This window comes from Pleurocapsa sp. FMAR1 (genome assembly GCF_963665995.1).
GTDB lineage: Bacteria > Cyanobacteriota > Cyanobacteriia > Cyanobacteriales > Xenococcaceae > Waterburya.
Window position 1 is genome coordinate 2,722,168 of record NZ_OY762512.1, and the last position, 16,491, is coordinate 2,738,658.

Below are 16,491 nucleotides of genomic sequence, written 5' to 3' on the forward strand. Positions count from 1 at the left end.
TCAATTAATCACAAAAACATTTATGAATTTATTGATTCAAGCACGTAGTTGGATGTATGCCATAAAACAACGCATTCCCTACGTTCAAAACTTAAAGCAAGTAGCTATATTATTTGCAGTTTGTATATTTTGTATTAGCTGTAGTCAAGTGCCTTCCACCACCGCTAATCCTTGGAAAACAATGACTTTACCAACCGAAGCCATTTTTTCTGATATTGCTTTTACTAGTAATAGCGATCGCGGTTGGCTAGTGGGAACTCAAGCCACCTTATTTGAAACCAAAGACGGTGGTGAAACTTGGTCGCAGCAATCTTTAGACTTAGGAGAAGAAAAGGTAACTTTAGAAGCCATCAGTTTTGATGGTGATGAAGGCTGGATTGCTGGTCAACCATCTATTTTGCTGCACACAGAAGATGGTGGTGATAGTTGGTCGCGTATTCCTCTTAGTGCGAAACTTCCTGGCGCACCTCTTGATATCATTGCTCTGGGTAAGTCTACCGCAGAAATGGTAACCAATCTAGGGGCAATCTATAAAACCGAAAACGGTGGCAAAAACTGGAAGGCTTTAGTAGAAGGTTCGGTGGGGGTAGCTAGAGGTATTCAGCGTTCTAACAACGGTAAATATGTAGCTGTTTCTGCCAAGGGTAATTTTTACTCTACTTGGGAACCAGGTCAAACCGAATGGACTCCTCACCAGAGAACCTCATCTCGTCGTCTGCAAAATATGGGTTTTAATGATGATGAAAGTCTCTGGTTGCTGGCTCGTGGCGGTCAGGTTCAGTTTAGCAAATCAGAAGATTACGAAGAATGGGGAGAACCTATCTATCCTGAAGTTTCTGCTAGCTGGGGCTTTTTAGATGTTGGTTATCGTACCCCTGAAGAGATTTGGGTAGCTGGAGGAAGTGCTAATCTATTAGTAAGTCCTGATGGTGGTCAAACTTGGTCAAAAGACCGTGATGTAGAAGACGCGCCCTCTAATTTTTATAAAGTAGTATTCCTTTCACCGCAAAGAGGCTTTATTTTGGGTGAGCGAGGAACACTACTAAAATATGTGCCTGAAGCTGGTACTGCTGCCTAATTACTTTAGGTAAGTTGTAGGCAGTTACCTTTGTTTCGTATTATGTAGATAAGGCTTTTAATATTCACAAGGCTTGAAAACTTTTAATCAGGAGAAATAAAACATATGGCTGGAGATACTGGAGAACGTCCATTTTCCGATATTATTACGAGCGTTCGCTACTGGGTAATCCATAGCGTTACAATTCCTATGCTGTTTGTAGCTGGATGGCTATTTGTTAGCACTGGGTTGGCTTATGATGCTTTTGGTACTCCTCGTCCCGATGAGTACTTTACCCGAGAACGAATTGAAATTCCTGTGATTAGCGATCGCTATGATGCTAAAGGGCAAATCAAAGAATTTAATAAGTAAAAATTAAGTAGAAAAATATGACAAGCAATAACCCCAATCAACCCGTTTCTTACCCCATCTTTACCGTTAGATGGTTGGCAATTCACACTTTAGCCGTACCAACCGTTTTTTTTCTTGGTGCGATCGCCTCTATGCAATTTATTCAAAGATAGGAGTTAATCATGGAGAGAAATCAAAATAAAAATAGACAACCAGTAGAGCTAAATCGTACCTCTCTCTACTTGGGTTTACTTTTAATTGCTGTTCTAGGTATTCTTTTCTCTAGTTACTTCTTTAACTAGACAAGTTACTTAAACAACTTATCTCAATATTCATAACAAGAGGAGAATTAAAAAGAATGTTTGCAAATGGAAAAATTCCCTTGTGGATCGTTGCCACAGTAGCTGGCACGGGTCTCATCGCCGTTGTCGGTATCTTTTTTTACGGTTCTTATGGTGGTGTTGGCTCTGGAATGTAGAGTTTGCCTCAATCAAGCTACACCTTGAAATGTAGAATCAGTTACGCAATGAACCGCCTAGTATTTCCACTCGGCGGTATTTTTTTGGGCTGTTGTTTAATTTATCGCTTAAAGTAGATAATCAAACTGTTTTAAGCTTTTAGCGTCTTGGTGAGCGTTCCCTTGATTTAAAGTCATAGTCGTATATTACCCATACTGGCTGGTAACCAATCTGGCGATAAATATGGTTAGAGATAGGGTTAGCTAAATTAGTAAATAAGAAACAGTATTTATAGTCTTGATTGAGTAACTGTTGACTAACTCCAGCAACACAAGATGTTGCGTAGCCTTTTCCTCTATATTCTGGTGGTGTGTAAACTGCGTTGATTCTAATTCCGTTAGGTGTTGCTCCACCAAAAGCTGCCATTGATACAGATACTTTATCTTGCCAAACAAAAAGACTTTTCTGTTTTAAATGTCGATTGAACCACAATTGATGATCTGACCTGGGTTCGTTGTCGCCTAAAGCTTCATCTTCAAAAGCCTTTCCCCATTTAATTAACAAATTGCGATCGCTTTGTGTTGCTAATCTTAAATTACCTGAAGCGGATGTTATTGGCTGTACTATCTCCAACTGATGTATCTTCATCGCCACAGCTAGTTCAAAAGCTTGTCCTGTCAGAGATTGCCATGTACGAGCAAAGATTATAGCTTCTGATTTTGGTGCTATGACCCCAGGCAAAGATTTATTTGGCGATGCTATATCTTTAGCAATTGAGTCAACTGCTTTATTATCTGTAGATTTAGCTAGCATTAATTTACGAGGAGGAGTTTGGATAGCTGTTGTTTTAATCAATCCTTTATTTTCAACAGTTGCAAGATATGGCAAGTTAGCATCATCTCGATCAGATTTACTTAAAGCTTTGCTGATACCCAATAGTAAACAGTGAGTAGCTTCATCTTCTAGTAAATAACTTTCAACCCTCTGATAATATTCGCTAGCATTATCGAATCTAACTACATCCATAAATAACTCTCACTATTTTCCTTATGATAATTTTGTATAAAAAAAAGGTTTAATACAACTCCCTACTTCTTTCTAAAAATCGCGTTGAAATATGAATCTATTTTTAGGTTTATTAAGAGAAATATTGCCTGGGCTTGAGATACGGGCATTATCGTTATAGTGGCGATCGCTCTATAAAGCTAATAACTTACAATTAATAACTAACCAATGAAAGATTTATATCCACCTATCGAACCTTACAATCAAGGCAAATTAAAAGTCTCTGAGCTACATACAGTTCACTATGAAGAATCTGGTAATCCTCAAGGCAAACCAGTAATATTTCTTCATGGTGGTCCTGGTGGCGGAATTGCCCCTATGTATCGGCAATATTTTGATCCTCAGCAATGGCGTATTGTTATCTTCGCTCAAAGGGGATGTGGGCAAAGCACTCCCTATGCAGAATTACGCGAAAATACTACCTGGGATTTGGTCAGCGATATTGAAAAGCTTAGACAGCATCTAAATATAGATCGGTGGGTAGTATTTGGTGGTAGTTGGGGCAGTACATTAGCTTTGGCATATAGCCAAACTCATCCAGATAGCTGTAAAGGTCTAATCCTGCGGGGCATATTTATGTTACGCCCATCGGAAATTGGCTGGTTTTACCAAGAGGGCGCAAGTAATATCTATCCTGACGCTTGGCAGGAGTATATTAAGCCTATCCCTCCAGCAGAAAGAGGTGATTTATTATCTGCTTTTTACAAAAGGTTAACCAGTGAAGATGCCCAAATCCGCCTAGAGGCAGCCCGTGCTTGGTCAGTTTGGGAAGCCAGCACCAGCAAGCTAATTCCTTCGCAAGCTAGCAAAGTTAGCTTTGGCAGAGCAGAATTTGCCGAGGCTTTTGCCCGCATTGAATGTCATTATTTTGTTAACAAAGGCTTTCTCAAGAGTGAAAATCAATTATTAGATAACGTCGAGCGCATCCGCCATTTACCAGGAGTCATTGTTCAGGGCAGATATGATGTGGTCTGTCCCATGATTACCGCTTGGGAACTTCATCAGGTTTGGACAGAAGCAGAATTTGTCGTTATTGCCGATGCAGGACATTCTGTATCCGAACCAGGAATTAAAGATGCTCTAATTAGGGCAAGCGATCGATTTGCTGCATTGTAGCTAAAAAACAAATAAAATATCTCCTGATGTTGGCAGTAGCCAATTTATTGATTTTTAGTGATAGTGTAAAAGCATCAAGGAATGCTTTGTAAACTTAAACTTTTATGCTTCAGAATCGCATTCGACAAGCTATCTATGCTGCCCTAACAGCGATCGGCTTCGTCTTGACAAATTATTATTTAGTGCAGTTCACCATTGCCACCAAAGGAGAATTGACCATAGCTAACTTTCTTAACTTCGATATTGCTTTGTTTATCGAACAAGTTTTTGCTAATTCCGCCTCCAGTTTTATTGGGATGGATGTAACTATTGCAGCCTTGTGTGCAATAGTGCTGATCGTGACCGAAGGGCGACGACTAAAAATGAGGTTGTGGGGTCTTTACATTGTCGTTATGTTCTCAGTGTCCTTTGGTTTTGGATTTCCGTTGTTTCTGTTCATGCGAGAGCGCAAGCAGATTAAATTGTTAGGTATAGCAGGAGATAATCAGAAGGAGAACATTTCACCAACGTAAATAATTGATTGTCCTACTTCTACTTCCCATCCCTAATATCCTTGCCTCACCTCTACATTTTCTCTGAAATTTAATAGCGTTGTTTTTTTGTTATCAGTCGTTAGTCTATTGGGTGTGGTTTGGGTGCGATCTCAATACTTCCTGTTGTATATGTTGACCATATTGGTTTAGACTTGCAGCCGTGAAACATTTTGGGTTGCCCAAATTAGTACTAAGTCCGATAAAAGGTAGTTCGACCTTGATTGCTCCTCCTATACAATAGCTAGCACATCCGTAGCCTTGCCATATTGTTTGAGATATAGAGCTATCTATGTACTGACTGAAATAATTAAAGTTTGTACGCCCAAAGAGAATAAGCGAAGATGGCTGAAGCATCGTAATAAGTGATTGAATGAAGTTTGCTGCCCAATTATTACCGAACAAATCTTCTTCATTAATGTTTTCATTTTCTAGTAAACACTTGAAGTTAGACAATGTAGCAAAAGGAAAAAGGTCTATGTGAACTGCTTGATAAGATAAATTGTTGTTTGGATAATACGATGCGCCAAAACCTCTTAGGAAACCTTCTACATTGTAACTATCGGGTTTATTCATGCCGAACCATTTGGTGTATGCTGTATATCGCTCGTCTTGAGGATAAAAATAAAAGTTATATCCGTTGATGATTTCGTCTTGAAGCTGTTGATCATTGAGAATATCAGCAAGTTCTTCAGTTTGGTTTAGTACTCGAAAACGATTATTTGGTGTTTCCCGATAATTCAATGGTTCGTTATTTTTGACCTTTTTTAAAGCTGACTCAGGAGTTTCATTAAGATATTCTTTCCGCGATGGATTTGCAGCTACAGTAAGAATAATAGGTTTTTTAGTTTCAGCATTCCCAAACCAAAGGATTGGAGGACACCTTTCGGGTAGCTCTTTTTTCCATTCATCTTGTTCTCTTAATTTGATTTGTTTCTTAACAGCATGAATCAAAAGTGATCGAGCAGTTGAGTTACATTCTAGAGAATTGCTCATAAAAATTTTATACTTGTGTTCTATCAAGTAATTTTTTAGCTATTACCTAACGGTTTAGATTGCACAATCCTAACCTCCACCGTTCCAATTGCATATTGTTCTCTCAAAAGTGCGTAGCAAAGCAATGCCGTAGGCTTATCGCCCGTTCTAACTTACAGTAACGCTTACTCAATCTGTCTTCGTTTCACCCAAACTGTAACTTTCTGATTTAGGAAAGATGCTAGGAATAGCCATTGTGGTCAACATAATCAGATTTGCCACCCAAAACAGTAAAACTAACCACAACAAACCAAGCCAAGGCTGAGGATAATTTATTAAATGTAACCCCGACCATAATTGCCAAATGCGAAACCCCGTGTAAAGTGTTCCAATAATGACAACAACACTTTTACACAAAATACGACTAAAACCTGTTTCACTCGCTAACTGAACGACAACAGCCAATAAATAACAACTGAAAAAGACTCGTACAATTGGCTGATTCCAGAAGACAATCCACATAACTAGAGGCAGAATTATCCCTACTAGCCCTGCAACCTTAGCCCAAACTCTAATAAATTGGATCTGTGCATCGTTAAAAGCCATCACTGAGTTTAATGGTAGTTTTCCTTTTTTGACTAACCAACCATAACTCACGCTCAAAAAAGTGGCGATCGCACAAAAAGAAAAGACTGTAAACCAGTTGTTAGGATTCATTGAATTATTATTTAACGTTTTCTGATTTTATTCTCTTTATTTCTATCGTACCTACCGCATACTGTTCTTTCAATAACGCGATTGCACTACTTCAAACTACAATAAATAAACTCAATCTTGCTGCCACTCAAAGCAATCGTCAGCCGCAAATTTATCAGGCTCACTGTTAGCAATGTAAATTTCTTTAATTAGTAGTACAATGCTCCACTTTTAAGCAACAATAAAGATATCAGTAAATATACTGTTGTTTATAACGAGCCAGAAAAATGACTTATAAATTTCTACTAACAATATTTTTAACTAGCCTGAGTTTGATCGGTGTGTTGACACCAATAGCTGTCGCACAAGAACGCCCAAAATGTTACCTAATCGATAATTCTGGACAGCTAACAGATTTAACCGATATCTGCAATGCCAGTCAGAAGCGATCGCCTGAGACAGACCCTGCTACCAGTGAAAGTCAGAATATTATTAACAATAACAATAATATTAGTATCGACTCCCAACCCCTAGACCCAGGGCTTTCGGTAGATGATAACGTATATATTTTAGGAGATAACAATCTTCCTGTTGAGTCCAGCTTTATTGATAGCTCTTACTACATTGATAACGGAATAGGTACGAACTATACAGCATATATAAGAAGCTATCAAGTTTCTCCTACTTCGTTAGTCCGTGAGACACTTAGAGAGCAGGTATTTCAATTTGGTACTTACCCAAATAGTATTACTTCAACTCTCAGACAAGGGCGAGGCAGAGTTCCTTTTATTATTTATCGCTATCAAATCTAATTTTCTTAGAATCAACACCCGAACTAAAAGCCGAATCTGAAGTAAAGCCAACCGAAGCTGAATCTGCCAAAACTACCAAATCTGAGGCTAAAGTAGTTACCACCCTGAAGAAAACTAAGGCAAGCAGAAAAAGTAACGGTTGGTCACGGTGAATATTAAAAATCTGATTACATACAGGCTCAATTGCGCCGATTATTACTCAAAAGATTACGAGCTAACAAACGAAATAACAAGACCGTTCCTATTCCCCAAACACCATTAACAATTAAAGCAGTAGCTACACCAGGCACTTGCCAACCACCGCCAACGGGTTCATCTTTAAGAGGTAAAACGATAAACCAATTAACTAAACTAGGGACTATTGCGCCCAATAACAGTCCTGATAACCAGTAAGCAAGACCTTGAGTGCCAGAAATAGCGATCGCCAAAAGTATGCCCCAAACTCCTCCCCATAATGCCAAAGACAAAACGCGAGGGATACCGAAAGGAGGAGTTGGATTCGTAGCATAAGGAGTAAGATTATCGGCAGCCAACCCAATGTTTTTGAGCAGAATTAGCATTGGTTGATGAAAAACTAAAACTGCCAAAAAACCAGCAACTAATGCCACAATAAGTATTGGTAAAGAATTTTTGTCGTTCATCTTTATAAAGTCTCAAAAAACTGATATTAATATTATTCGTATCTTCCGCAGCACTTAATTAGAGGGCGTTGCTGAATTGAAGTATGATTTAGAAGAAATGCGATCGCCTTGTCTGTGAATAATTTGTCCATGAAGCAGTAAAAATTAAAAAAGAAGAACTCTTGCCTATTTGTTCTGCAACCTTGTCAACTTCTTTGGCGATGATAATACTGCGATCGCTAAAGCCGAATATTCTTAAATATTCGTAACTATAACCAAGACTCGAATTTATACTAACTATACGCTGCTGTTAATCAAGAAACGCGATCGCGGATAGAAATAATATCGCTTTCTCCTAGTAATTCATCTCATTTGAATTGATCGAGCAAAGTTTTTGCTGGCAATTTGCGATCGACTCATTATTTTACAGAAGATCGAAAAGACTAAAGTTGTAGCCGACACCCAAAAGTAAGCCTACATCAGTATCATCTTCACCAAAGCCCAAATTAAGACGGACTGTCCCTGTAACTCTTGATAATATAGGTATATCAACTCCTGTAGTCACTAAGCCATCGACATTAAAGTCGCCAAAAAAATCTTCTATTGCTATTCCACCACCAACAAAAGGGTAAATAAAATCTAAATCACTGGTAAAAGATTTAAAGACAGGAACGCCAAAGGTTAAGGCAAAAGTGCTGACGTTATTGCCGCCAAAAATAGTTGAAGTGTGAAGAGATATGTTTTTTGTAAAAGCAGTTTTACCTACTAAAGAGAAGCCTCCGTCTCCTAAAGCCGTTTTTGACCCACTAATACCAATATTGCCACCTAAACCAATGTAGCTGCGTGTCGGTTTATCTTTTTTTTGTTTCTTTGCTTCTGTTTCTTCATTGGTTTGCGCCAAAACAGTATCTGCTGTTTTTAGTACTATAAAAGCTGTCTCTATAAAGAGACATAAAAACAAAAAGACAATTTTATTTTTCATAATCTAACACTACATTATAGATCCTGCTTATATTTGATATGTCGCTCGGTTATTATAGGCAATTATCTGCCATTGCATCCAATAAAGTTTGCAAGTCCTGATGTTCTTCAGGATTTACATGGCGATCGCTTTAACTGAAATATTAACCTAAAACTAATTTGGAAACTAATGCCAGGCGAAACCAATCTAAAGGCTTTGTTAAAATCCATGCAGCCTGTTCTCTGTTCAGGGGAGTATGTTTTTTGCAGCGTCAATAATCAAAATCATAGCTTTTCTCACCTCGATCCTATTGGGCAATTCCGAGAAAATGAGGGGTTGACTCTGATTCTAGAACGAGAACAGGCTGATACAGCCAATTTGTCTTACACATCAGTCTTTTCGATGATCACTCTTTCGATCCATTCTAGTTTGGAAGCAGTTGGTTTTCTTGCTGCGATCGCTAACAAATTAGCCGAACATAATATCAGCGTAAATCCAGTTTCGGCTTATTACCACGATCATTTATTTGTCCCTGCTTCACGCGCTAAAGAGACAATGAAGTTGCTTCACGAGTTTTCAAACTGAAATAGGATCTTATTTTTATTTTTAATATAGCGATCGCATCTGCTCTTTTTCTTCAGCTTTAACTTGCTACCAATAATTGGACAGATTCAACTAGTCATAAAACTACAAAGCTGTCTTGCATAATTCATTTTGTTATTATAATGATTGCTATAATATTGTGCTGATTTTATGTATACACTCAAGTTAGCTACAGTAGGATCTTCAACAGGAGTTGTTATTCCTAAAGAAATGCTCAAAAGCATGAAGCTAGAGAAAGGAGATTTTCTTTATGCAGTAGAAACTGCCGAAGGATATGTTTTAACTCCTTACAATCGAGAAGTGGAGGCACAAATTCAAAAAGGTCGCGTCTTTATGAAGCAGTATCGAGAAACTTTTAAAGCCTTAGCAGTATTGATTAATTTACGACTCAAATTTTGGTCAAAAAGTAGTTTCAATTAATATTTACAGAAGCAACTAAACGATGTTCGCGATCGGCAGCAAATTCCAAACAGGCTTTGATATCCTCCTCGGTCAATTTAGAAAAGTCGTCTATAATTTCATCATGAGACATTCCAGAAGCTAACCAGCCTAAAACATCGTAGACAGTAATCCTCATTCGTCTAACACAGGGCTTTCCTCCTCGTTTATCTGGTTCAATTGTAATTAAGTCGTGATAGCCCATGACTGCAAAAACATATTTTTATCATTAGCTATACTTTATCAAAAAATAGTAATGAGATGAAGAGCGAGCGCATCTTCTCTTTTTACTCGGCTTCAACTAACTGCTATTTAATTCCCAAGAATTATGTCTGTAAGATTATTACTGATAGAAGATTTATTTAACCTCGAACAGATTGGACGTTATTATGGCGGGGCTTATAGTTTTTCTCCAGATGGTAAAACGTTAGCCTATGTAGTCCAAAGAGCCAAAGCAACTACTAAAAATCACAAACAAGATTTTTTACATGATAATGATCGCGCCGACATTTGGCTGGCAGATTTGGCAACTTCTAAATCATTCAATCTCACCAAGGGTATAGAAGAAGATGTCGGTTATTGGTCGCCAGCTTGGTCGCCCGATGGCAAACACTTAGCTATGTTATCTACTAAGGGAGGTAATGTTACTCTCTGGGCTTGGTCGCAAGCTACAGAAAGTTTTCAGCAGCTTACTTCAAGAGGAGTTAACTCTGAAGATGCAACATATTGCCCTTACGTTTGGATTTCCAACAAAGAGATTATCTGTACGGTTTTAGCAGAAGGTGAAAAACCCTGGGGAATGATTGTCGAAACAGACTCTCCACAAAAGGCATGGCAAGGATCGCAAACAGCCAATAGAGGGAAAGAAGTAACTGTTAGTGTTTTAAAAAGTGGTGTTGCAGTCGATCTTAGTAAACGCGATCCAAAAACATCGATTGTAGTTAATATTGGCGATCCGTTAGGATACGCGCAGCGTAGTTGCACTACCAAAACTCTGTTTACGGCTAATACCCAAGAATATACCCTTTCTGGCGATAAAAACTGGCTTGCTTGTCTAGAAACAGTAGATATTCGACAGCCACAAGCCGATTTATCCCTCAATTTAGAGTTTGCTGAAAGATACGCCCTTAGGCTTATTTCTTTACAAGATCGAGAACCAAAAAGATTAGAAGTAAGTAACGATGTATTGGCAGATTCTTTGTGTTGGTCGCCAGATAGTCAACAATTAGCTTTTATCGGTTATGAAGACAAACGAGATCGCCCGCCACAGATTTATATTTACGATTGTCAGAATAATACAGTGCAAACTTGGGGTAGCAAAATTAATGCTGCACCTTTAATTAGAAATAAACCCCGTCTACTCTGGGCGGTAGATAATACATTACTGGTTTACGCTGCACAGAAAGAGGCTCAACCCACTCCCCAAAACAGCTATGATTGGTGGTTAGTACGGTTTAATAGCGAACCAATTTGTTTGACCGCAGACCTAGAGACACCCCCAGTAGAATTATTAGCAGAGGTAGGAAGTAAATCATTTGTCGGACTTGTTGAGGGTAATCTTTGGCGTATTAGACTTAAGAACAATCCTCTAGAGAATATTACTACTGAATTAGAAGCAAAATTAACCGCAATTGTTTACCCAGGAGATACCAGCAGAGGAGATACTCAAGTAGTTTCTACCAAACAAGAATTTACTAAGATTATAGTGAGTACGGAGGTAGAAGAACAGACCGAATTTTATCAAATCGACCTAGTAGAAGACACCTGGAAACTGTTAGAGAAACCACAACCAAAAGCCCAAGTAGCAGCATACGAATCTCAAACAGATACAGTGATTTTTACTGCTAGCGATAATACGGGGACTTATCTCTGGTCTTCTCATAACTCAAAAATTAATTGTTTTTTAGAAACCAATACTTTTCTGCGTGATATTAAACTAGGTCAACTACGCCAAATAGAATATACCAGCTTAGACGGGGAAAAACTTAGGGCGCAACTTATTTTACCGCCAGACTATGACTCAGAATGCACTTATCCTGTAATAACAGAGGTTTACCCAGGCTGGGTTATTAGTCCTACCCCTCATCCTTCTTGCGAACTTAACTTTGTTAGCCCTCTCAATTTTCAACTGGCAGCAGCCCAGGGTTATGTATTCCTGCAACCCAGTATTCCCCTTAAACCAGAAGGAGAAGCAGACGATCCAATGTTAAAGTTACTCCAGGTCGTCTTACCCGCAGTGGAAAAAGCGATCGCTCTTAACATTGCCGATCCTGAACGACTTTATTTAATGGGTCACAGTTTTGGTGGTTATGCCGTTTATGGTCTGATTACTCAAACCCATCGCTTTAAAGCAGCAGTATCCTTGGCGGGACTTGCCAATCTTGTTAGTTTGTATGGTGCATTCGACCCTAGATTTCGCTATCGAGAAAATGCCCACGAAGATTTTTTTCAGGGCATACTGCTTGAATCTGGTCAAACAGCAATGGGTAATCCACCCTGGAAAAATTTGGGGCGTTATCTCCGTAACAGTCCCATTTTTGCAGTAGATCGCGTGCAAACCCCTCTAATGATTATTCAAGGAGACATGGATTACGTACCCATCCAGCAAGGAGAAGAATTTTTTGCCAGCCTCTACCGTCAGGGAAAACGAGCCGAATTTGTGCGTTATTGGGGAGAAGGTCATGTTCTTTCCAGCCCTGCCAATATTAAGGATATGTGGGAGCGCATTTTTGCTTGGTTTGGAGACTTTTAATCTAATGAAGCTCAATAATCTTCAAATATAACTGCAAGTATCTTTGCTATAAAGTAAAAGCGATCGCCTTATCTCCTGTCTCTATTAGAATACTTATATTCCTCATCTCCTCAAATAAATGCCTACCCTACTTGTCAAAAATATTCATACTTTAGTAACAATGAATGATCGCCGTCGCGAGATTCGTCACGGTGCTTTATTAGTCAGGGATAACGTTATCGAACAGGTAGGGACAACAAAAGAATTACCCAATACTGCTGATGAAGTTTTAGATTTACAAGACAGACATATAGTTTTACCTGGTTTAGTCAATACCCATCATCATTTCTTTCAAAACCTAACTCGTGTAACTCCCGCAGGGCAAAATGGCGATTTGTTTGAGTGGTTAACAGCGCACTATCCTTTGTGGTCAAACTTAACTGCGGAAGGAATGTACTATAGTTCCCAGTTGGCAGCAGCAGAACTAATTCTATCAGGCTGTACTACTGCCAGCGATCATCATTATTTATTTCCCAATGACTGCACCCTCGATGAGCAAATCCGCGCTGTCGGGGGCATTGGCTTGCGGTTTCATGCCAGTCGGGGCAGTATGAGCGTCGGGGAAAGTAATGGCGGTTTGCCTCCAGATTTTTTAGTTGAAAAAGAAGCAGATATCTTAAAAGATTCGCAGCGATTAATCGAACAGTATCACGATAACGATCGCTATTCTATGGTGAGAATCGTCCTTGCGCCCTGTTCGCCATTCTCCGTATCTCAAGATTTAATGAAAGAGTCGGCTGCAATGGCGAGAAGTTATCCAGGGGTAAGACTCCATACCCATCTAGCAGAAACCAAAGGGGATGTGGAGTATAGCCTGTCTAAGTTTAATCTAACTCCTGGAGACTATGCAGAGTCAGTCGGCTGGCTGGGGGATGATGTCTGGCACGCTCACTGTGTTAAGTTAAGCGATCGCTCTATTGATAAGTTTGGTCAAACTGGTACTGGAGTGGCACACTGTCCCTGTAGCAATATGCGTTTGGCTAGCGGTATTGCACCTATCCGTAAAATGCTTAATGCCAATGTTCCTGTAGGCTTGGGCGTAGACGGTGCAGCTTCTAATGATGCCACAAACTTATTCCATGAAGCCCGCCAAGCTTTTCTTCTCGCCCGCGTCAAAGATGAAGATGCTTCAGTAATGACTGCCCGTGATGCCTTAGAGATTGCTACTAAAGGCGGTGCGAAGGTTTTAGGCAGAAACGATATTGGCTATCTAGCACCAGGGATGGCAGCAGATTTTGTTGCGGTTGATTTAGATAAGCCTGGTTTTGTCGGAACACAACAAGATCCTGTTGCTGCATTAATTTACTGTCAAACTGATTATGTAGACTACAGCTTTATTAATGGTCAAAAAATTGTGGATCGAGGTAATTTAACTACTATTGAGTTTAAGCAAATAATCGAAAAGAGCAATCAAATTGCAGTAAAATTAGCTTCCAAATAATTGCTTTTTTCAGCTTTCTCTCCACTGTATTGCAGAGACTACCCACATATTCTCATTAATCTCTTTTCAACAAGCGCGCTATTCCACGTACTTCAATTAAGCAAAATTTCTCCATAAACATCAACATTATCTATAAAAGAGTTATCGGCATCAGTAGCAAAATTGTTACTAAATTCAGGTAATGATTTTAAAGAAGCAACTAGAGAGCGATCGCACCCTCTTGGAGACCCCCTAAAGGGTTCAACAGTTTGCTCGCCCTCGACAATAACCTCAACGGGGGGAACCCCCGCAACGGTTTTGTCTCGCAACGGGGGAAACCCCCCTTCGGGTTCAGCAGTTTCTTTAAGCGGGGGAACCCCGCCAACGAACTGCTTCACCGCAACGCAACTGTCTCACCGCGTCGCCGTCAGAGCGGGTGGAAACGGCTCTGTTCAAGAGCCTTGTTCCACACCCGCTAGCAAGGGAATGCTCCAATCGACAGTCGCTATAACGGGTCGCTGTCTCGCTATTTGCTTGTTGTGCTAAAGCTTCGGTAACCATAAAAATAGCACCGCCTTTTCCTTGATTTATCCCGTTGCCAGCGATCGCCGCTCTCAACGAACCTGAACCTCGATCATCAGTAGTAGTAACCATAATTCAAGTTGGAATTAAGTCTATTTCTACTTCTACTGCTATTGCTGAAGTAATTCCTAATTCAATCCAGAGCAAAATTGATAACCTAAATAGTCTTAATATATTCACCGACCTCAATAAATTAGATACAATGACCATAAATTAAATTAGTTTTCAGTAGCCTTTGCTACTTTTATACAAAATATGTCTAACTATTGGGGAAATTATTGGCAACCAGAACAATCGCCTAAAAATATAGCGGTATCTCAACCTTCTAAATGGTTATCTAAATTGTTTGTTAAAGGACAGTCATCCTTGGCTAATACATCAGTTCGAGAATTATCTTTATCTAGGCAAGTAGAACATTTGGAAAGGTGTAGCAACTTAGATTCAACACAGCCAGCAAAGCGTACTCGAATTAGTGAATTTACTTTAGCAGAACCTTTAGGCACAGCCAAGCGATCGCTAATCAAAATGCTTTATGGTAAGTAGGGTGTGTCAATTTACCTGTACCTAAGAAAATTGAACAGCCTCACCTGCAACATAAGTAGCTGTTACCGCACGTTCATCTCCCAAGATCATCATGGCAAAGGCTTTTTCAGTTAATTCGGCTAGATTTTTTGATTTAGGGTCGGGGTTACGCAGTTTCATTAAAGGTGTGGCTTGTAAATCCCAAACTACAAAATCAGCTTCTTTTCCTAGTTCAAAATTACCAATTTGATCCTCCAACGAAAGAGCTTTGGCTGCACCGAGAGTTGCTAAGTAAAAAGCCTGGAATACAGATAAACTCTTATTTTGCAGTTGCATGATTTTATAAGCATCACTCATTGTTTTTAGCTGAGAAAGACTTGTTCCGCCTCCTACATCAGTGGCTAAACCAACTTTGATTGGGGTTTGAGTTGATTTTGCTTGGTCGAGTTTAAATAATCCACTGCCTAAAAATAGATTAGAAGTCGGACAAAAAGCGATCGCTGCACCTGCATCTGATAACCTGGCAAAAGCTGAATCATCTAATTGAACGCAGTGAGCTAAAATAGTGCGATCGCCGATCAAATCAAACTGTTCGTATACATTTAAGTAATCTTTACTCTCAGGAAAAAGTTCGGCAGTAAACTGCACTTCTTGAACATTCTCTGCTAAATGAGTATGTACGTAGACATCGGCAAATTCCGCTTTTAACTTACCTGCTAGAGATAATTCTTCTGGGGTTGAAGTGATCGCAAAGCGGGGAGTGATAGCATAAAGCAATCGATCTAACCCGTGCCACTGTTGAATTTGTTCGCGAGTCTGGGCATAAGCAGTTTGAGCGTCGTTGAGCAAAAAATCTGGTGCATTGCGCGTCATCAACATTTGCCCCGCAATAATTCGCATCTGACGACTCTGTGCTTCAGTAAATATAGCTTCCACTGACTGAGGAAAAATCGTGGTTAAGACTACGGCTGTTGTTGTACCGTTGCGTAATAGTTCGTCAAGAAAAAAAGAGGCGATTTTACGGGCATACTCCCTATCCTTGAACTTAGCTTCAGTAGGAAAAGTATACTGATCCAGCCATTCCATCAATTGTTCTCCATAGGCAGCGATCATCTCGGTTTGAGGATAGTGAACGTGAAGATCGATTAAGCCTGGAGTAATTAATTTATCTTGATAGCTGGTAATTTCATCATTGGCATATTGTTCTTTTAAGCTTTCATAAGTCCCAAAAGCTTTGATTTTGCCATTTTCAACTACCAATAGCCCATCTGGCAGATAACGAACGCTATCCACTTCTGATTGATAAAAAGGATCGTTAACAAAGTCTAAAAATGAACCACGAATTATTTTAGTAGATGATGACATGGTAAAAGAAGTCAGAAATTATAAGTCAAAAGTTATGAAGTCAAAAGTCACGAAGCTGACTGCCTGACATATTTATTGTAGTAAAGCTAAATTTTAAAACACTTCAATTCATAAATTCGAGAAAACCAA

Annotated in this window: 22 protein-coding genes; 13 read left to right on the forward strand and 9 right to left on the reverse strand. The window is 39.4% G+C overall.

Annotation, left to right across the window (positions count from 1 at the left end; all coding sequences use genetic code 11):
- Positions 1–22 precede the first annotated feature (22 nt).
- The 5 genes from SLP02_RS13110 (at position 23) to SLP02_RS13130 (ending at position 1,886) form a co-directional block, all read left to right on the forward strand.
- A complete protein-coding gene (locus SLP02_RS13110; protein WP_319421100.1) occupies positions 23–1,078 on the forward strand; it encodes a photosynthesis system II assembly factor Ycf48 in 1,056 nt (351 codons plus the stop codon).
- 105 nt (positions 1,079–1,183) lie between these two features.
- On the forward strand, positions 1,184–1,429 hold the full coding sequence (gene psbE / locus SLP02_RS13115; protein ID WP_319421101.1) for a cytochrome b559 subunit alpha: 246 nt from the start codon (positions 1,184–1,186) through the stop codon (positions 1,427–1,429).
- A 17-nt stretch (positions 1,430–1,446) separates the two neighbouring features.
- Entirely contained in the window at positions 1,447–1,581 is a 135-nt protein-coding gene (psbF, locus tag SLP02_RS13120) for a cytochrome b559 subunit beta (RefSeq protein WP_319421102.1), read from the forward strand.
- Positions 1,582–1,590: 9 nt separating this feature from the next.
- Positions 1,591–1,710 (forward strand): photosystem II reaction center protein L, encoded by a 120-nt coding sequence (locus SLP02_RS13125; RefSeq protein ID WP_319421103.1) that lies wholly within the window; start codon positions 1,591–1,593, stop codon positions 1,708–1,710.
- A gap of 56 nt (positions 1,711–1,766) precedes the next feature.
- Positions 1,767–1,886: a photosystem II reaction center protein J gene (locus SLP02_RS13130; RefSeq protein WP_319421104.1), complete on the forward strand. Its 120-nt coding sequence runs from the start codon at positions 1,767–1,769 to the stop codon at positions 1,884–1,886.
- A gap of 139 nt (positions 1,887–2,025) precedes the next feature.
- Here the strand turns inward: SLP02_RS13130 and SLP02_RS13135 are convergent, their stop codons facing one another.
- On the reverse strand, positions 2,026–2,892 hold the full coding sequence (locus SLP02_RS13135) for a GNAT family N-acetyltransferase (RefSeq protein WP_319421105.1): 867 nt from the start codon (positions 2,890–2,892) through the stop codon (positions 2,026–2,028).
- Positions 2,893–3,099: 207 nt separating this feature from the next.
- On the opposite strand from SLP02_RS13135, the gene pip reads away from it, so the two are divergent.
- Together pip and SLP02_RS13145 are read left to right on the forward strand one after the other, a co-directional pair.
- Positions 3,100–4,047 carry a prolyl aminopeptidase gene (gene pip, locus SLP02_RS13140; protein ID WP_319421106.1) on the forward strand — a complete coding sequence of 316 codons (948 nt, stop codon included), beginning with the start codon at positions 3,100–3,102 and terminating at the stop codon, positions 4,045–4,047.
- A gap of 104 nt (positions 4,048–4,151) precedes the next feature.
- Positions 4,152–4,559, forward strand: coding sequence for a DUF2834 domain-containing protein (locus tag SLP02_RS13145; RefSeq protein WP_319421107.1), 408 nt, complete (start codon positions 4,152–4,154; stop codon positions 4,557–4,559).
- Positions 4,560–4,664: 105 nt separating this feature from the next.
- Here SLP02_RS13145 and SLP02_RS13150 read toward each other — a convergent pair whose 3' ends face one another.
- Positions 4,665–5,573 (reverse strand): hypothetical protein, encoded by a 909-nt coding sequence (locus tag SLP02_RS13150; RefSeq protein WP_319421108.1) that lies wholly within the window; start codon positions 5,571–5,573, stop codon positions 4,665–4,667.
- Positions 5,574–5,741: 168 nt separating this feature from the next.
- Positions 5,742–6,269, reverse strand: coding sequence for a hypothetical protein (locus SLP02_RS13155; protein ID WP_319421109.1), 528 nt, complete (start codon positions 6,267–6,269; stop codon positions 5,742–5,744).
- 266 nt (positions 6,270–6,535) lie between these two features.
- On the opposite strand from SLP02_RS13155, the gene SLP02_RS13160 reads away from it, so the two are divergent.
- Positions 6,536–7,060 carry a hypothetical protein gene (locus tag SLP02_RS13160; protein ID WP_319421110.1) on the forward strand — a complete coding sequence of 175 codons (525 nt, stop codon included), beginning with the start codon at positions 6,536–6,538 and terminating at the stop codon, positions 7,058–7,060.
- A 179-nt stretch (positions 7,061–7,239) separates the two neighbouring features.
- Here the strand turns inward: SLP02_RS13160 and SLP02_RS13165 are convergent, their stop codons facing one another.
- Together SLP02_RS13165 and SLP02_RS13170 are read right to left on the reverse strand one after the other, a co-directional pair.
- Positions 7,240–7,701: a hypothetical protein gene (locus SLP02_RS13165; protein ID WP_319421111.1), complete on the reverse strand. Its 462-nt coding sequence runs from the start codon at positions 7,699–7,701 to the stop codon at positions 7,240–7,242.
- Between the two features lie 403 nt (positions 7,702–8,104).
- Entirely contained in the window at positions 8,105–8,662 is a 558-nt protein-coding gene (locus tag SLP02_RS13170) for a hypothetical protein (protein WP_319421112.1), read from the reverse strand.
- A gap of 168 nt (positions 8,663–8,830) precedes the next feature.
- Between SLP02_RS13170 and SLP02_RS13175 the strand changes: the two genes are divergently transcribed.
- Both SLP02_RS13175 and SLP02_RS13180 read left to right on the forward strand, forming a co-directional pair.
- Positions 8,831–9,226: an ACT domain-containing protein gene (locus SLP02_RS13175; protein ID WP_319421113.1), complete on the forward strand. Its 396-nt coding sequence runs from the start codon at positions 8,831–8,833 to the stop codon at positions 9,224–9,226.
- A gap of 168 nt (positions 9,227–9,394) precedes the next feature.
- A complete protein-coding gene (locus tag SLP02_RS13180) occupies positions 9,395–9,664 on the forward strand; it encodes an AbrB/MazE/SpoVT family DNA-binding domain-containing protein (RefSeq protein ID WP_319421114.1) in 270 nt (89 codons plus the stop codon).
- Here the strand turns inward: SLP02_RS13180 and SLP02_RS13185 are convergent.
- Positions 9,657–9,887 (reverse strand): DUF433 domain-containing protein, encoded by a 231-nt coding sequence (locus SLP02_RS13185; protein WP_319421115.1) that lies wholly within the window; start codon positions 9,885–9,887, stop codon positions 9,657–9,659. The two genes, SLP02_RS13180 and SLP02_RS13185, sit on opposite strands and share 8 nt — an antisense overlap.
- Before the next feature lie 123 nt (positions 9,888–10,010).
- On the opposite strand from SLP02_RS13185, the gene SLP02_RS13190 reads away from it, so the two are divergent.
- Together SLP02_RS13190 and SLP02_RS13195 are read left to right on the forward strand one after the other, a co-directional pair.
- A complete protein-coding gene (locus tag SLP02_RS13190; protein WP_319421116.1) occupies positions 10,011–12,434 on the forward strand; it encodes a S9 family peptidase in 2,424 nt (807 codons plus the stop codon).
- 118 nt (positions 12,435–12,552) lie between these two features.
- Complete coding sequence (locus SLP02_RS13195; protein WP_319421117.1) at positions 12,553–13,914, forward strand: 8-oxoguanine deaminase; 1,362 nt, start codon at positions 12,553–12,555, stop codon at positions 13,912–13,914.
- 92 nt (positions 13,915–14,006) lie between these two features.
- Here the strand turns inward: SLP02_RS13195 and SLP02_RS13200 are convergent, their stop codons facing one another.
- Positions 14,007–14,291, reverse strand: a complete 285-nt coding sequence (locus SLP02_RS13200; RefSeq protein WP_319421118.1) for a hypothetical protein — start codon at positions 14,289–14,291, stop codon at positions 14,007–14,009.
- Positions 14,257–14,547 carry a hypothetical protein gene (locus SLP02_RS13205; protein ID WP_319421119.1) on the reverse strand — a complete coding sequence of 97 codons (291 nt, stop codon included), beginning with the start codon at positions 14,545–14,547 and terminating at the stop codon, positions 14,257–14,259. Before SLP02_RS13205 ends, SLP02_RS13200 begins: the two co-directional genes overlap by 35 nt.
- Before the next feature lie 183 nt (positions 14,548–14,730).
- On the opposite strand from SLP02_RS13205, the gene SLP02_RS13210 reads away from it, so the two are divergent.
- Positions 14,731–15,018 (forward strand): hypothetical protein, encoded by a 288-nt coding sequence (locus SLP02_RS13210; protein ID WP_319421120.1) that lies wholly within the window; start codon positions 14,731–14,733, stop codon positions 15,016–15,018.
- 21 nt (positions 15,019–15,039) lie between these two features.
- Here SLP02_RS13210 and guaD read toward each other — a convergent pair whose 3' ends face one another.
- Positions 15,040–16,362 carry a guanine deaminase gene (gene guaD, locus SLP02_RS13215; protein ID WP_319421121.1) on the reverse strand — a complete coding sequence of 441 codons (1,323 nt, stop codon included), beginning with the start codon at positions 16,360–16,362 and terminating at the stop codon, positions 15,040–15,042.
- Positions 16,363–16,491: the final 129 nt, after the last annotated feature.

Coding starts and splice junctions, on each gene's coding strand:
- psbF (WP_319421102.1), top strand. CDS start 1,447: ATGACAAGCAATAACCCCAATCAACCCGTTTCTTACCCCATCTTTACC.
- SLP02_RS13170 (WP_319421112.1), bottom strand. CDS start 8,662: ATGAAAAATAAAATTGTCTTTTTGTTTTTATGTCTCTTTATAGAGACA.
- SLP02_RS13145 (WP_319421107.1), top strand. CDS start 4,152: ATGCTTCAGAATCGCATTCGACAAGCTATCTATGCTGCCCTAACAGCG.
- SLP02_RS13155 (WP_319421109.1), bottom strand. CDS start 6,269: ATGAATCCTAACAACTGGTTTACAGTCTTTTCTTTTTGTGCGATCGCC.
- psbE (WP_319421101.1), top strand. CDS start 1,184: ATGGCTGGAGATACTGGAGAACGTCCATTTTCCGATATTATTACGAGC.
- SLP02_RS13165 (WP_319421111.1), bottom strand. CDS start 7,701: ATGAACGACAAAAATTCTTTACCAATACTTATTGTGGCATTAGTTGCT.
- SLP02_RS13185 (WP_319421115.1), bottom strand. CDS start 9,887: ATGGGCTATCACGACTTAATTACAATTGAACCAGATAAACGAGGAGGA.
- SLP02_RS13150 (WP_319421108.1), bottom strand. CDS start 5,573: ATGAGCAATTCTCTAGAATGTAACTCAACTGCTCGATCACTTTTGATT.
- SLP02_RS13205 (WP_319421119.1), bottom strand. CDS start 14,547: ATGGTTACTACTACTGATGATCGAGGTTCAGGTTCGTTGAGAGCGGCG.
- SLP02_RS13110 (WP_319421100.1), top strand. CDS start 23: ATGAATTTATTGATTCAAGCACGTAGTTGGATGTATGCCATAAAACAA.
- SLP02_RS13125 (WP_319421103.1), top strand. CDS start 1,591: ATGGAGAGAAATCAAAATAAAAATAGACAACCAGTAGAGCTAAATCGT.
- SLP02_RS13190 (WP_319421116.1), top strand. CDS start 10,011: ATGTCTGTAAGATTATTACTGATAGAAGATTTATTTAACCTCGAACAG.
- pip (WP_319421106.1), top strand. CDS start 3,100: ATGAAAGATTTATATCCACCTATCGAACCTTACAATCAAGGCAAATTA.
- guaD (WP_319421121.1), bottom strand. CDS start 16,362: ATGTCATCATCTACTAAAATAATTCGTGGTTCATTTTTAGACTTTGTT.
- SLP02_RS13130 (WP_319421104.1), top strand. CDS start 1,767: ATGTTTGCAAATGGAAAAATTCCCTTGTGGATCGTTGCCACAGTAGCT.
- SLP02_RS13180 (WP_319421114.1), top strand. CDS start 9,395: ATGTATACACTCAAGTTAGCTACAGTAGGATCTTCAACAGGAGTTGTT.
- SLP02_RS13195 (WP_319421117.1), top strand. CDS start 12,553: ATGCCTACCCTACTTGTCAAAAATATTCATACTTTAGTAACAATGAAT.
- SLP02_RS13160 (WP_319421110.1), top strand. CDS start 6,536: ATGACTTATAAATTTCTACTAACAATATTTTTAACTAGCCTGAGTTTG.
- SLP02_RS13135 (WP_319421105.1), bottom strand. CDS start 2,892: ATGGATGTAGTTAGATTCGATAATGCTAGCGAATATTATCAGAGGGTT.
- SLP02_RS13175 (WP_319421113.1), top strand. CDS start 8,831: ATGCCAGGCGAAACCAATCTAAAGGCTTTGTTAAAATCCATGCAGCCT.
- SLP02_RS13210 (WP_319421120.1), top strand. CDS start 14,731: ATGTCTAACTATTGGGGAAATTATTGGCAACCAGAACAATCGCCTAAA.